Annotated in this window: 7 protein-coding genes and 1 pseudogene; 4 read left to right on the top strand and 4 right to left on the bottom strand. The window is 65.3% G+C overall.

The genetic code is table 11. The features are described from left to right. Both narY and Q4E95_RS06800 read right to left on the bottom strand, forming a co-directional pair. A pseudogene (gene narY / locus Q4E95_RS06805) lies at positions 1-551 on the bottom strand (nitrate reductase subunit beta); the annotation flags it as partial. Continuing rightward, positions 551-4,285 (bottom strand): nitrate reductase subunit alpha, encoded by a 3,735-nt coding sequence (locus Q4E95_RS06800; RefSeq protein ID WP_303382598.1) that lies wholly within the window; start codon positions 4,283-4,285, stop codon positions 551-553. The pseudogene narY and the gene Q4E95_RS06800, both read right to left, overlap by 1 nt. A gap of 282 nt (positions 4,286-4,567) precedes the next feature. Here Q4E95_RS06800 and Q4E95_RS06795 point away from each other — a divergent pair, with 282 nt between their 5' ends. Genes Q4E95_RS06795 through Q4E95_RS06785 form a run of 3 tightly spaced genes read left to right on the top strand, consistent with a single transcriptional unit; the run spans position 4,568 to position 6,941 of the window. Next, complete coding sequence (locus Q4E95_RS06795) at positions 4,568-4,960, top strand: hypothetical protein (RefSeq protein WP_303382597.1); 393 nt, start codon at positions 4,568-4,570, stop codon at positions 4,958-4,960. Positions 4,961-4,963: 3 nt separating this feature from the next. After that, positions 4,964-5,542 (top strand): molybdenum cofactor guanylyltransferase, encoded by a 579-nt coding sequence (locus Q4E95_RS06790; protein WP_303382596.1) that lies wholly within the window; start codon positions 4,964-4,966, stop codon positions 5,540-5,542. 22 nt (positions 5,543-5,564) lie between these two features. Further along, a complete protein-coding gene (locus tag Q4E95_RS06785) occupies positions 5,565-6,941 on the top strand; it encodes a molybdopterin molybdotransferase MoeA (RefSeq protein WP_303382595.1) in 1,377 nt (458 codons plus the stop codon). A 130-nt stretch (positions 6,942-7,071) separates the two neighbouring features. Here the strand turns inward: Q4E95_RS06785 and Q4E95_RS06780 are convergent, their stop codons facing one another. Further along, positions 7,072-7,575 (bottom strand): DUF456 domain-containing protein, encoded by a 504-nt coding sequence (locus Q4E95_RS06780; RefSeq protein WP_303382594.1) that lies wholly within the window; start codon positions 7,573-7,575, stop codon positions 7,072-7,074. A 74-nt stretch (positions 7,576-7,649) separates the two neighbouring features. Between Q4E95_RS06780 and Q4E95_RS06775 the strand changes: the two genes are divergently transcribed. Continuing rightward, entirely contained in the window at positions 7,650-10,412 is a 2,763-nt protein-coding gene (locus Q4E95_RS06775) for a multicopper oxidase domain-containing protein (RefSeq protein WP_303382593.1), read from the top strand. A 67-nt stretch (positions 10,413-10,479) separates the two neighbouring features. Here the strand turns inward: Q4E95_RS06775 and Q4E95_RS06770 are convergent, their stop codons facing one another. Further along, positions 10,480-14,766 (bottom strand): NAD-glutamate dehydrogenase, encoded by a 4,287-nt coding sequence (locus tag Q4E95_RS06770; protein WP_368660315.1) that lies wholly within the window; start codon positions 14,764-14,766, stop codon positions 10,480-10,482. Between the last annotated feature and the right edge of the window lie 23 nt (positions 14,767-14,789).

Raw genomic sequence — 14,789 nt, 5'->3', positions numbered from 1 at the left:
CGCGGCAGGTAGAACATGAAGGTCTGTTCGAACTCGAACTTGATCCGGTCGTTGGCTTCCTTGTGAAGCTTCTGGATGATCGGATCCAGGTGACCCATTTCCGTGGCGCCGCCGAGATCGTCGTCCCAGTTGGCCGACCACTCGACCTTGGTGTCCTCGCCCGTGATCAAGGACTTGGGCCGGGCCACCGGGAAGTCGTCACCGGCCGGGGCGCTGACCAGATTCTCGTAGTCGTAGGTCCAGGGCTCGTAGTAGTCCTTCAACTCCGGCTGCACCGGAGACGCGAACAACTGCGCGAGCTTCTTGAGCTTGCCACCGGACTTCAACTTGAGGTTGCCCCGCTTGTTGAGTTCCCAACCACCCTTCCAGGTTTCCTGGTCCTCATAACGGCGCGGATATCCCTGACCCGGGCGGGTCTCCACGTTGTTGAACCACACGTACTCGGTACCGGCACGGTTGGTCCATGCTTGTTTACACGTCACCGAACAGGTGTGACACCCGATGCACTTGTCGAGAGTCATCACCATGGCGACCTGAGCCATGACACGCATCAGTACTGAACCTCCTGCGAGCGTTTGCGGACAACGGAGACGATGTCTCGCTGATTTCCGGTGGGGCCCATGTAGTTGAAGGCCCAGGACAGATGGGCGTAGCCGCCGATCATGTGGGTGGGTTTCACCAGGATGCGCGTGACGGAGTTGTGGATACCGCCGCGTTTGCCCGTGATCTCGGACTTGGGAACGTCAATGGTGCGCTCCTGGGCGTGGTGTACGTACACCACGCCCTCGGGCATGCGGTGGGAGACCACCGCGCGTCCGACGAATACACCGTTGGTGTTCACGCACTCGACCCAGTCGTTGTCGGAGACCTCGATGGCCGTGGCGTCCTGGGGGGACATCCACACCGAGGTGCCACCGCGGGACAGCGACAACATGAACAAGTTGTCCTGGTACTCCGAGTGGATCGACCACTTGTTGTGCGGGGTCAGGTAGCGCACCGCAATGGACAGCTCACCCTTGTCGCCGAGCTTGGGTTCACCGAACAAGCGGTGCATGTCCAGCGGCGGACGGTAGGTGGGCAACATTTCGCCCATGTCCTTGAGCCAATCGTGGTCCAGGAAGAAGTGCATGCGCCCGCTCAGCGTGTGGAACGGTTTGAGCCGTTCGATGTTCACCGTGAACGGTGCGTAGCGGCGGCCGCCGGTCTCCGACCCCGACCACTCCGGTGAGGTGATCACCGGAACCGGTGCCTGCTGGGTGTCCTTGAACGTGATGCGCTTTTCCTCCGAGCCGCGCGCCAGATCCGACAGTTCCTTACCCACACGCTTCTCAAGCGTCTCGAAGCCCTGCGTGGCCAGCTCACCGTTGGTCGTACCGGAGAGCATCAGGATGGCCTCCGCCATGCGCTGATCGGTGTCCAGCGCGGGGCGACCCTCGGCGGCACCGGAATCGAAGACCCCGTGCAAGCGACCCAACTGGTCCACCTGGTGCTTGACGTCGAACGTCACGTTCTTGGTGGTCAGCCCCAGTTCGTCCGCCAGGGGCCCGAGCGCCACGAACTTGTCGCCGATGGCCGTATAGTCCCGTTCCACGATCTTCAGGTTGGGCAGGTTCTTGCCCGGAATCGCGGGAAGGTCCGTACCCTTCCACTCCGGTGCGTGACCGCCCGGCTGGGCGATTTCTCCCGGGGTGTCGTGGGTGAGCGCGGTGGCCACCACGTCCTTGCGCACGCCCAGGTGATCGCGGGACTGCCGTGCGACCTCGTCGGCCAGCAACTGGAACAGTTTCCAGTCGGTCTTGGCCTCCCACGGCGGGGCGATCGCCGGGGTGAATGCATGCACGAACGGATGCATGTCCGTGGACGAGAGGTCGTACTTCTCGTACCAGGTGGCCGCGGGGAAGACCACATCGGAGAGCAGCGTGGACGAGGTCATGCGGAAGTCCGCCGAGATCAGCAGGTCCAGCTTTCCTTCCGGTGCTTTCTCGTGCCAGCGCACATCACGTGGTTTGGCGGAGCGGTGGTCCTCGCCCTGCACACTGTTGTGGGTGCCCAGCAAGTGTTTGAGGAAGTACTCCTCGCCCTTGGCCGAGGACCCGAACAAATTGGAGCGCCACAGCACCAGCGTGCGCGGCCAGTTCTCGGGAGCGTCCGGGTCCTCCACCGCAAAGTTGAGATCGCCGTTCTTGAGCTTGCTCGCGATCCACTCGGGTTCACTGCCGGCCTCTCCGCGTTCGACGGCGCTCACCGCGGCGTCCGCCACGTCCAATGAGTTCTCGTGGAACTGCGGGTAGAACGGCATCCAGCCCAGACGAGTCGATTGCGCCACGACGTCCGCGGTGTGCATGCCCTTGAGGTGGCCGTCAGCGAGCGGGGACTGCAGCGAATCCGAGGAGTACCCGTCGGAACGGAATTGGTCGGTGTGCATGTACCAGAACGCAGTGCCGATCATGAAGCGCGGCGGACGCACCCAGTCGCTGCCGGAGGCCATGGTGGCCCACCCCGTGATGGGGCGTGCTTTCTCCTGGCCCACGTAGTGCGCCCAGCCGCCGCCGTTGCGGCCCTGACAACCGCACAGCATGAGCATGGCCAGGATGGCACGGTAGGTGGCATCACCGTGGTACCACTGACAGATACCGGCGCCCAGGATGATCATGGACCGACCCTCGGACTTCTCGGCATTGGCGGAGAATTCCCGGGCGGTGCGTATCACGGCCTCCGCGGGAACGGAGGTGACTTCTTCCTGCCACGCCGGGGTGTAGGGCGTGTCGACGTCGTCGTACCCGGTGGACCACTGCCCCGGCAGACCCTCGCGGCCCACACCGTACTGAGCGAGCATGATGTCGAAAACGGTGGTCACGGTCCGCCCGGCCACCTCGGTGACGGGCACACCGCGGTGGATCACCGAACCCACACCGGTGGGGTCGGTGAACGCCGGCAGCGCCAGCTCGCTCACCTCTCCCCGGTAGCCGGAGGCGTCCGCGATCGACAGCGCCGGCGTGACGCCCTGCAGATCGAGGTTCCATTTGCCCTCGTCGTGTTCGTTGTAGCGGAAGCCCATGGAACCGTTGGGAACCACCGGCCTGTTGGTGTCCCGATCCAGAAGCACGGTCTTGAACGCGGGATCGGCCTGCGAAGCGGCGTCGTCATCCCCGGCCTTGCCCAGGTCCTCGGCGGTGAGGAACTTGTCCGCGACCACCATGCCGTCCTCGCGGCGGGACAGCGAGACAAGGAACGGAAGGTCCGTGTACTGGGAGACGTAGTTCTCGAAGAACGGGACGCGGCGGTCCACAAAGTTCTCCTTGAGAATCACGTGCCCCATGCCCATGGCCAGCGCGGCGTCCGTGCCGGCCTGAGCAGGCAACCATTCGTCCGCGAACTTGGTGTTGTCCGCGTAATCCGGGCTGACCGAGACCACCTTGGTACCGCGGTAACGCACCTCGGCCAGCCAGTGGGCGTCGGGCGTGCGGGTCACGGGAATGTTGGAGCCCCACATCATCAGGTAGGTGGCATCCCACCAGTCACCGGATTCGGGCACGTCCGTCTGGTCGCCGAACACCTGCGGCGATGCCACCGGAAGGTCCGCGTACCAGTCGTAGAAACTGTTCATGACCCCACCGATGAGGTTGATGAACCGGGCTCCGGCTGCGTGCGAGACCATGGACATCGCCGGGATGGGCGAGAACCCGATGCAGCGGTCCGGGCCGTAGGCCTTGATGGTGTGCACGTGGGCGGCCGCCGACATCTCCACGGCTTCCTGCCAGCTGGAGCGCACCAGCCCACCCTTACCGCGGGCCTTGTGGAACGTCTCACGCTTGACCGGGTCATTGACGATGGACTCCCACGCCAGCACCGGATCCGAGTGGATCTGCTTGGCTTCGCGGTACATCTCCAACAACACGCCCCGGACGTACGGGTAGCGCACCCGGGTGGGTGAATAGGTGTACCAGGAGAACGCGGCACCGCGGGGGCAGCCGCGCGGTTCGTACTCGGGCCGATCCGGGCCCACCGACGGGTAGTCCGTCTCCTGGGCTTCCCACGTGATGATGCCGTCCTTGACGTACACCTTCCACGAGCAGGATCCTGTGCAGTTCACGCCGTGGGTGGAGCGGACCACTTTGTCGTGACTCCAACGGTTGCGGTAGAAGGCGTCGCCGGCGCGGCCGCCCTCCCGGAACACGGCGCGACCGTCCTCCGTCTCGTCCCAGCGGGAGAAGAATTTCCCGAGTTTCAACAACGCGTTCGATGCCGGGCCGTCGACCCCGGCGGGGGTTTCGGTGGTAGCCATGGAGTCACTGTACCCCTAATTCACATTCAAAATGCCGATTTGGGTCACCGGCCACCCGAAATTCATCATTCCCGCGCTGACCTGGGAATATAGTCATATACTCGTGCGCTAATCGATCGTTTGGTCGGCCCGGGGTTCGTGACCTGGGGTGGCGCGCCATTTCATTCGGCCGTACTGCAGAGTAGGGGGCCTTACCGTGCAGTAAGGCCTCATCAGATGGCGCTCCGTCGGGTTCCACCACCGGTTCGGAGACACGCCGTGCCACCCCTAGACTGGTGCCTCATGAAGTCCATGATTGCGCCGATCCTGCTGGTTGCCACCGCCCTGCTTCAGTCCATGGGCTTGTTCCCCTATCACGGTGACGGCATCACGCTGGCGGGGCAGTTGCTGTTCCCCATCCTGTTCGCGCTCCTGGCCATGTACCTCTCCACCAAGGGCACACCGGGCGCGTTCGCCACGGTGCACCTGGTGATTTTGATGGCCGCGGCCATCCTGCTGATCCTGTCCCTGGTGGGCATGAACCTGACCATCCCCCAGCTCTACCCGACCATGATCCTCTACTACATCGCTTTCGTCCTGGCGGCAGTGGAGTGCGGCCTGCGGATCGCGGGGATGCCCAAGAAGCGCCGGCCCAAGGACCGTGAGGAACTCAGCGATTCGGGAACCACGGTCTAGGCGTTGCGCTTCGACAGCGTGATCGTTGCCGGGGGGCGCTCCTCTCGGTTGGGAGGCACTCCCAAGGCCGCACTGCGCAGGGGTACGGAAAGTCTGGTCGAGATCACGGTGCGTGCCGTGGGCGCGGCCGGCAGCGCCGTCGTGGTGGGCCCCGATGACCTGAACGTGCCGGCAGGCACCCTGCAAACCCGCGAGGACCCGCCGTTCTCGGGGCCTGCGGCGGCCATTGCGGCGGGCCTCGATCTGCTGGGGCGGCAACCATCCCGCGCGGCATGGACCGCCGTCCTGGCCTGCGACATGCCGGACGTCTCCGGGGCCGTCCACACACTCGCCGACGCCGCTCGGGGCCTTCCGGAGGACGCCGACGGGGTGATCGCCACGGCCACCGACGGGCACCGCGAGAACCTGGCGGTCCTGATCCGCACCGAACCGCTCACCGCGGTTTTCTCCCAACACCCCGCACGTGACCGGTCCGTGCGGTCGTTCTGGAAACATCTGCGCTTGATCGAGGTACGCGCCCCGGAGGGCAGCACGCAAGACGTGGATACATGGGAAGATGTGTCCAGGTTCGATCTGCACTGAATCCACACGTCAAGGAGATGGCATGCCCGGACTTCCCGCCCCGCACGAGCACTTCAACCAGGACGACGACCACACGCCCCCGCAGACCGAGGGGCTGGAGCCCACGCACCGCTGGGCCACCTGGGACGAGGCTCGAGAGATCGCCCACCGGATTCCCGATGCGCTTCCCAGCAGATTGCTGCCCCTCACGGAATCCCTGGGTGAGACGCTTGCCGAACCCATCACCGCCATCATGCCGGTGCCGCATTACGCCTCCGCCGCGATTGACGGGTGGGCCGTGGCAGGTGAGGGTCCGTGGCGGATCCGCACCCCTCAGCCGGCGGAAACCGACGAGCGGCTCCTGCTGACCCTTCCCCCGGATGAGCGCATCCTGCCCGTGGTGGAACTGCGCCCCGGCGAGGCCACGCAGGTGAGCGTGGGGTCGGCCGTGCCCGTGTACACCAAGGCCGTGCTGTCCAACCACCGCGGCCACGTGGTTCCCGCGCAGGCACCGGTGGAACACATGGAGGAATACGTCCCGCAGGAGGGTGACACCCTGGAGGACGCCACACCCGCGGCGTCACTGATCAAGAACCAGGACGTTCGCGCCCTGGGCCAGGAAATTTCCGAAGGTGACGTGCTGTTGCGTACGGGCTGTCACCTCAATCCCGCGCACATCGGGCTGGCCGCCAGCGCCGGGCACGACATGCTCCCGGTGCTGCGCCGCCCGCGCGTGACCGTGCTGTTGGGCTTCACGCACGTCGTGGAGGACGGTATTCCCGGCCCGGGCGAGGTCCGCGACGTTCTGGGGCCACAGATTCCCGCGATCCTGCATCAGCTGGGTGCCAATGTGGACCAGGTGCGCCGTGTGCCGGACGGCGCCCAGGGGGTTCTCACGGCTCTCACCGAGGCGCCTTCCGGCGCGGGATCGTTGCTGGATGCCCGAGCGGAGATCGTGGTGACCACCGGCGGCACCGGTCATGGCGAGGACGATCATGTGCGTGCGGCCCTCACCGAGTTGGACGCCCACCTGATCATTGACGGCCTGGCCCAGGAACCCGCCCACGGCGTGATTGTCGCCCAGCTCCCGGATGACGGCCCCCTTGTGCTGGCACTACCCGGTAGCCCATTGTCGGCCGTCACGGGCTTGTTGACCGTGGGTCACGCCCTGATCGCCGGCGCCACGGGTGAGCCACTACCCCAGGTTCGTTCTGCCACCTCCGGTGCCACCATGGAAAAAACGGGCCGAGTTCTCGTGATTCCCGCGTACTTCCAAGAGGGTCGCGTGCTGCCCGAGCCCGCAGTGGGTCCCGCCATGCTGTCCGGCATGGCCCACGCGGACGTTCTCATGGTGGTCCCCGCCGAGGGCCTGCGGCCCGGTCAGGACGTCAAGGTACTGGGGCTCCCCTGGCGCCGATAACCACGCCTTAATCGACCACGGCGCCCCTCCGATCCGGAGGGGCGCCGTGGTGCTTTGAAGGTGTGGGGATCGGCCGAGATGCCCGCGTCGATCGATCGGGCGCCCTGATTCGAATGATCGGTCCGACCGGTCAGGCGGCCGTGACGAAGAAGGTGATGGCCCCGATAATGAACACACTCGAGGCCAGCAGCGCGCAGGACAACTCAATGATGATGCCGAGGCCGGCGGCCTTGAGGGCCACCCACGAGGTGTCCAGAGCGGTCCGGAAATTGCGGTTGCGCACCGTTTCGGATGCCAGCAGCCCCACGATGAAACCGATCACCAGGCCCACCACGGGAATCACGAACATGCCGATCACGGCACCTATCACGCCGAACAGGAGTGTGCGGTTGGGGATCGCGCGGCGTTTGAGCCGGGACCCCGTGAGAACCAGGCTCGCGGACATGCCCGCGAGCAGCAGCGTGGCCCCCAGGGCGAGGACCACCCAGCCCTCCACGGATTGCAGGACCACCGCCCAAATGATGAGACCGATCAATGCGGTGATGGAACCCGGCAGCACCGGGATGATGATGCCCAGGCACCCAATGATGATGAGTACCGAGGTCACGATGGTGGCGATAATCTCCGGGGTCACCGTCACATCGTACGGCCCCGGCGGGCGAACTATACTTGCATTTAAATGGCCAATTTCTGTGGATCGGATGGACGGTGCCCACTCTCACCAAACCCCAGGACCCTGCTCCCGCCCGGAAGAAGCACGGGAGATCATGGCACCGCACCGCGGGCAAGCCCGTGCGCTGGTGGATGATCGCGTTGCTCCTAGTGATCGGTTTTCACCGGTGGATTCCCGACACCCGGTGGCTCATGGTGCACATGGTCACCCTGGGGTTGATCACCACCTCGATCATGGTGTGGTCCCAACACTTCACCGAGGCGCTGCTGCACCACCGCCTGGCCGATGGCGAGCGGCCGCGCCAGATAGTGCGGATCTACGGTGTCACGGCCGGCACCGTTGTGCTGATGGTGGGCATGCTGGCGGACTGGTGGTGGCTCACCCTGGTGTCCGCAACGGTCATTGGCGGGTTACTCACGTGGCATGGAGTGTCGCTCCTGGGCCAGGTGCGCGTAGCCCTACCCGCCCGGTTCGGCATGACCGTGCGGTGGTACGCCGTGGCAGCGTTCTTCCTGCCGGTGGGTGCGATCTTCGGGGCGATCCTCGCGTTGGAGCCGGCCGATCCTTGGCACTCGCGGTTGCTCCTGGCCCACCAGACCGTCAACGTTCTGGGCTTCGTGGGTCTCACGGTGTCCGCGACCCTGCTGACCCTGTGGCCCACCATGGTGCGCACACGCATGGAGGACACGGCCACCACCCTGTCCCGCGTGGCATTACCCGCCATGGCCGCGGGCAGCCTGGTGGCGGCAGGTGGCTCAGTGGGCGGCTGGGTTCCCGTGGTGGTCTCGGGGCTGTTCAGCTACGCCGTGGGGGTGGCTCTGATCGGGTGGATCATGGTCCGCACGGGCATGCGGAAACTGCCCGAGGGCTACATGGGCTGGTCCGTGGCCTCCGGAATCGCGTGGTTGTTCATCACCGTGGTGCTGGCGCTGATTCTGGTGGCGGCCCGGGGACTGCACGCCAGTGTGATGGGTGCCCTGACCATCCCGTTCGTGGCCGGTTTCCTGCTACAGACCCTGCTCGGTGCCATGAGCTACATCCTTCCGTCGACCATGGGCGGTGGCCCCGCCACGGTGCGTGCCTCCCTGGCCGCCATCAACCGCGGTGGGATCTACCGGGTCACGGTGTTGAACCTGTGCATTGCGCTGTTCGCCCTGCCCTCGGGCATGTTGCCCTCGTGGGTGCGCGCCCTGGTCTCGATCGTGGGCGCGGTGGCTTTCGCCGCGTTCCTTCCCCTGATGATTTCCTCCGCCAAAATTTCCGTTGCCGGACGACGCCGCCTCATGGCCCAGCGCGCGGGCGGCGGCCAGCCACCCGCACCGGCCAATGCCGACGCCGACGACGCCGCCGCCGTAGCGGAGCCCAAACACCAGACCCATGCACTGCGGCAGCTCGTGGCCGGGGTGCTCACCGTAGTCCTGGCCGTGGGTGCGGGAATTGCCGTGGCACCGCAGTCGGCGGGGCTCGGGTTGAGCGGTAGCGCGGAGAACGCCGTGCAGGCCACCGGCAACACCACCGAGGTCACGATGCATGCCCATCAGGACATGCGGTTCGACCCGGCAGAAATCCAGGTTCCCGTGGGTGACCGCCTGGTCATCACACTGGTCAACGACGATCCGGCCAATGTGCACGACCTGGTCTTTGCCAACGGCGCCACGTCCGGCCGCGTGAACCCCGGAGAAACAGCGGAAGTGGACGCGGGCATCATCACCGAAGCACTCGAGGGGTGGTGTTCCGTGATCGGCCACCGATCCATGGGCATGACCGTCGCTGTGATTCCGGTGGACAGCCACGGCAACCCCGTGGGTTCGGTGGGACACGAGAACCACGGTGCGGGAGCGGCGTCGTCGGCGGATGACCTGCAAGACCCGGCGGCGGAAGTGGATTTCAACGCGGCGCCCGGGGAAGCCTTCACGGTGCGGGATCCCGCGTTGGGCCCGGCTCCGAACGAAACCGTTCACGAGCTCGCGCTGGACGTCCAGGAAGTGGCCCGTGAGGTGGCACCCGGGGTGACCATGGACGCGTGGACCTTCAACGGTGACTACACGGGACCCACGCTGCGCGGCGCGGTGGGTGATGTGTTCGAGGTGACGCTGACCAACAGCGGGAGCATGGGCCACTCGGTGGATTTCCACGCCGGGGACGTCTCCCCGGATCAAACCATGCGGACCATTGCACCGGGGGAATCGCTCGTGTATCGCTTCGAGGCGGTGCGTTCGGGGATCTGGCTGTACCATTGCGCCACCGCTCCCATGAGCACACATGTCGCGGCAGGAATGTTCGGCGCGGTGATCATCGACCCGCCCGACCTGCCCCGGGTGGATCGCGAGTACTTGCTCGTGCAGAACGAGACGTACCTGACGGTCCCCTCCGCTGATCAGCCCGACCTGCCGGAGGGCGTGGACGCCGTGGTGGATCCGGTGGGCATCGCTGCCGGAACGCCGTCGCTGACCATGTTCAACGGTCACGCAACGCAGTACATGCATGAGAAACTGCTCGCCCGACCGAACGAACGCGTGCGAATCTGGGTGCTCGCGGCCGGGCCGTCCAAGGGCACGAGTTTCCACGTGGTGGGCGGCCAGTTCGACACCGTCTACAAGGAGGGCGCGTATTTGCTCTCCCCCTCCAGCCCCGAAAACCCAGGTGGCACCGGTGGCGCCCAGGCATTGGACCTGGCCCCGGCTCAGGGTGGATTTGTGGAGATGTCGTTCCCGGAAGCCGGTACGTACACGTTCGTGAACCACTCCTTCGCGGAGGCCGAACGCGGTGCGCGGGGTCAGATCGAGGTGGCGCAGTAGCGGTGGCGGCCGGGCATGGCAAAACCCGGGTCGGCGCACTCGCCGACCCGGGTTTTCCGCCCCCGGACTACTCGGTCAGCGCACTCCGCATGGTGCGCAGCGCAACGGAGAGAGCGGCGAGTTCGGCTCCGGCATCCCCGCCGGCGGGCATTCCCTCGATCTCTCCCAGAACATCACGCAGCCGCGCCAACCGGTCCTGGTTCTCGCGCTCCCACGAGGTGACCTTCTCCTCGGCGTTCTCGCCGGGAGATTCCAGCGCTTGCGCCGCGAGGGCCACCAGGGTCGAGTACAGGTCCTCTCGCATCGAGATCCGCGCCATGTTCTCCCACCGGGTGGTCTGCGGGAGCTTGGTGATGCGGTCCAGCAGGTTTTCCAACCCGTAACGGTCGAACAACTCGAAGTAGACCTTGGCGATGGTTTCCACGGTGACGTGCTCACCACCCGCATCCGCCGACGTCGTGTGCTCGCCGGCGCGTTCGCCCGCCGCTTGCACGCCGCCGGCCTGAGCCAGCCGAGCCACGTCCAACAGGGCGAAGGCGTCGAGGAGTTCCGCCCATTCGACCGCCAGCTCCTTGGGCACCCCCTGGCGTTCGGCCAGCTCGGTCTCCGCGCTGACGCGCTCCTGGGACTGGGCGGCCATGAGCTGCTGCTCACCGAAACGCAGCTGCACGGTGGGCTTGTAGGCGCTCACGAGTTCCTGGATGGTGGCCTCGGAATCGCTGCGGTTGAGGAACCACCGCACCACCCGATCCAGCAGCCGCCGCATGCGCAGGGTCAGCTTGTTCCACATCTCCAGTGGAACATCCGTGCCGAGTTCTGCGTGGCGGGCCACGTAGGGATCCAGGTCGAAGATCTCCACGGCTGCCGTGAACACCGCCGCCAGATCGGCCAGCTCCGCCCCCGAGTCATCCATGACCCGGTACGCGAAGGCGATCCCGCCGTAGTTGATGAGCTTGTTCGCCACCATGGTTCCGATGATCTGCTTGCGCAGCGGGTGGGTCTGAATGTCCTTGCCGAACTTCTCCCGAATCTGCAGGGGGAAGTAGTTCTCGAGCGTGGCGTCGAACCACGGATCATCCGCCAGGTCACTGTCGGTCAACGCACCGGTGAGCTGGATCTTGGTGTAAGCGGTCAGCACGGAAAGCTCCGGTCCGGTGAGGGAACCGCCCTCCTCCGCGCGTTCCCGCAACTGTTCGTCGGTGGGCAGGAATTCGAGCTCGCGATCCAGGTCGACCGTTTCTTCGAGCCAGTGCATCAGTCGGATGAACGTTTCCGCGAACTCCGGTCCGCGAGCGCGCTCGGTGGTCAGCAAGACATTTTGCGCCACGTTGGTGCGCAGCACCAGGTCCGCGACCTCGTCGGTCATGGACTCGATGAAGTCAGCGCGTTCGTCCCGGTCCAGCTTGCCGGCCTCGACCATGCGGTCGACCAGGATCTTGATGTTCACCTCACGGTCGGAGGATTCCACGCCACCGGAGTTGTCGATCGCGTCCGTATTGACCAGGATTGCGCTGCGTGCGGCCTCGATGCGGCCCAGCTGCGTGGCGCCCAGGTTGCCGCCCTCGCCGATCACCCTGACGCGCAGATCCTCGCCATTGACGCGGATGGGATCGTTCGCCTTGTCACCCACCTCTTGGTTGGTTTCCAGTGAAGACTTCACGTACGTGCCGATGCCGCCGTTGTACAGCAGATCTGCCGGGGCCAGCAGGACGGCGCGCACCAGTTCCTGCGGAGCCATGGACTCCACACTTTCCTCGAGCCCGAGTGCCTCGCGAACCTGCGGGCTGATCGGAACGGACTTCTCCTGGCGCGAATACACACCGCCGCCCTCGGAGAGCACGGACTTGTCGAAGTCCTGCCACGAGGTACGTCCCGCGTTGAAGAGCCGCTCACGTTCCTTGTACGACGCCGCCGTGTCCGGGTTCGGATCCAGGAAAACGTCCCGGTGATCGAACGCGGCAATCAGCTTGATGTGCTCGGACAGCAACATGCCGTTGCCAAAGACGTCTCCGGACATGTCGCCCACGCCCACCACGGTGAAGGCCTCGGACTGGGTGTCCACGCCGAGTTCGAAGAAGTGTCGTTTGACCGACTCCCATGCGCCCCGGGCGGTGATACCCATGGCCTTGTGGTCGTAGCCGACCGAACCACCGGACGCGAACGCGTCTCCCAGCCAGAAGTTGCGCTCGAGCGAAATGGCGTTTGCGGTGTCCGAGAACGCCGCGGTTCCCTTGTCGGCCGCGACCACCAAATAGGAGTCGTCATCATCGTGACGCACCACCTGGTCCGGGTGCAGCACGGTGTCACCCTCGGGTGTTCCCGGTGCCTCAGCGGCGTCCTTGGAGCCGTCGTCGGAGACTTCGGCGTTGGGTCCCGCATCGGAATCGTGAGTGATGTTGTCGGTGAGGTCCAAAAGCGATGCAATGAACAGCTTGTAGGCCTCACGGCCTTCCTCCATCCACCCCTCGCGATCCTGTTGGGGGTCCGGAAGCTGCTTGGGGAAGAACCCGCCCTTGGCGCCGTCCGGGACAATCACGGCGTTCTTGACCATTTGGGCCTTGACCAGGCCGAGCACCTCGGTGCGGAAGTCCTCCCGGCGGTCGGACCAGCGCAGCCCACCGCGGGCCACGTGCCCGAAACGCAGGTGCGTTCCCTCCACACGCGGGGACCACACCCAGATCTCGAACTTGGGCCGCGGATAGGGCGCCACGTTGATGGCCTGAGGGTCCATCTTGAACGCCATGGTGGGGCGTTGCTTGTACACATTGGTGCGCAACGTTGCGCCGACAATGTTGCTCAGCGCGCGGAAAAGCCGATCCGCGTCCAATGACGGCACGTCATCCAGGACCTTGTCGAGGCGTCCACGCGCGGCCTCGCACGCCTGCGATCGCTCGGATCGGCCCTCATCCGTGTCCTTGAAACGAGCCGGGTCAAAACGGGCGGAGAAGTACGCAACCAGCTCCCGCGTGGCCTGCGTGTAGTCCAGGAGGGTGTCGGCTATGTACTCGAAAGAGTTGGCGTACCCCAACTGCAGCAGGTAACGCACATAGGCTCGTAGCACGGCAACGGCGCGCCAACTCATGCGTTCCACGAGCACCAGACGGTCCAGGGAATCGGATTCCGAACCTCCGGAGAGGACCGCGCACAGGGTGTCCTCAATGAGGTCCTCGGTCTTGGCATCGTCCGGGCCGTGAGTGTCCACGCCCTCGGGCAGTTCCACGCCAAAGTCGTACAGCTGGAACTCGCGCCCGTCCGCGGGGGTCACGGTGTAGGGTCTCTGATCCAACACGCGCAGACCCATGTTCTGCAGCAACGGCAGCAGCTCCGTGAGCGAGAGCCGCTGCGTGAGGTAAATGTTCAGGCGCACCTGACCGTTGTGCTCGGCCACCCGCACCTCGGCGGGGAGGTTCGGGTCCCGGCCCCACAGCTCCTCGCAACGCTGCAGGTCCTGGACGGCTTCTTCGATTTCGTAGTCCTCGCGGTAGGCCCCCGGGAAGGCGTGGGTCCACAGCGGGGTCAAGCGAGCGGCGTCGGCGGGGTCGAAGCCCAACCGAATGGCGCGCGCCAGGGTGTCGGGCCACGAACGGACGGCTGCGCGCAGCCGATGCTCAAGATTCAACTGATCGAATTCGCGTACTTCTCCCGTGTACGGCAACCGGATGCGGAAGAACAGTCGCGCCAGGGAAGACGAGGTCAGCCGGACCTCGAAATCAATGGCCTCGGCCTGGAAGACATCTTGAAGCTGTTCCTCGATGCGTTCGCGCACGGAGGTGTTGTAACGGTCGCGGGGGAGGAAGACCACCGCGGACATGAAACGACCGAACGTGTCCTGGCGGAGGAACAAACGGGTTTGACGGCGCTCGTTCAAACCCAGCACACCGCTGGCGGTGTCATGGAGCTCGTCCGCCGTCATGTGGAACAACTCGTCACGCGGGTAGTCCTCAATGATCCCCAGCAGATCTCGCGCGGAGTGGCTGTCCGGCAAGAAACCAAAGCGCTCCACCACCGACTGCACCTTGTCACGCACCAACGGGGTCTGGTGGGCGGGCACGGAATAGGCGCGGCGGGAGAACAACCCCAGGATCAGGTATTCGCCGGTGACCGTACCGTCCTGCGCGAAGGTCCGAATGCCGATGTAATCCAGGTATTCGCGCCGGTGAATCGAGGAACGGCGATTGGCTTTGGTCACGAAAAGCACTTCACGGTCCCGTGCATGCAGACTTCCCAGACCGGTGAGCCTCTGCGTGTGTCCCTCGGTGCCTTCCTCTCGCAACAGTCCCAACCCGGTGTCCGGGCGGGACTGCAGGGCAGCTTCTTCTCCGTCAACGGTGAGGTCGTACCGTTTGATCCCCATGAACACGAAGTTGCCGGCCCGCA

This window comes from Kocuria sp., from assembly GCF_030536815.1.
Classification (GTDB): Bacteria; Actinomycetota; Actinomycetes; order Actinomycetales; family Micrococcaceae; genus Kocuria; species Kocuria gwangalliensis.
Note: the sequence above shows the minus strand (reverse complement) of the source record. Positions and strands in the feature narration are given on the sequence as shown.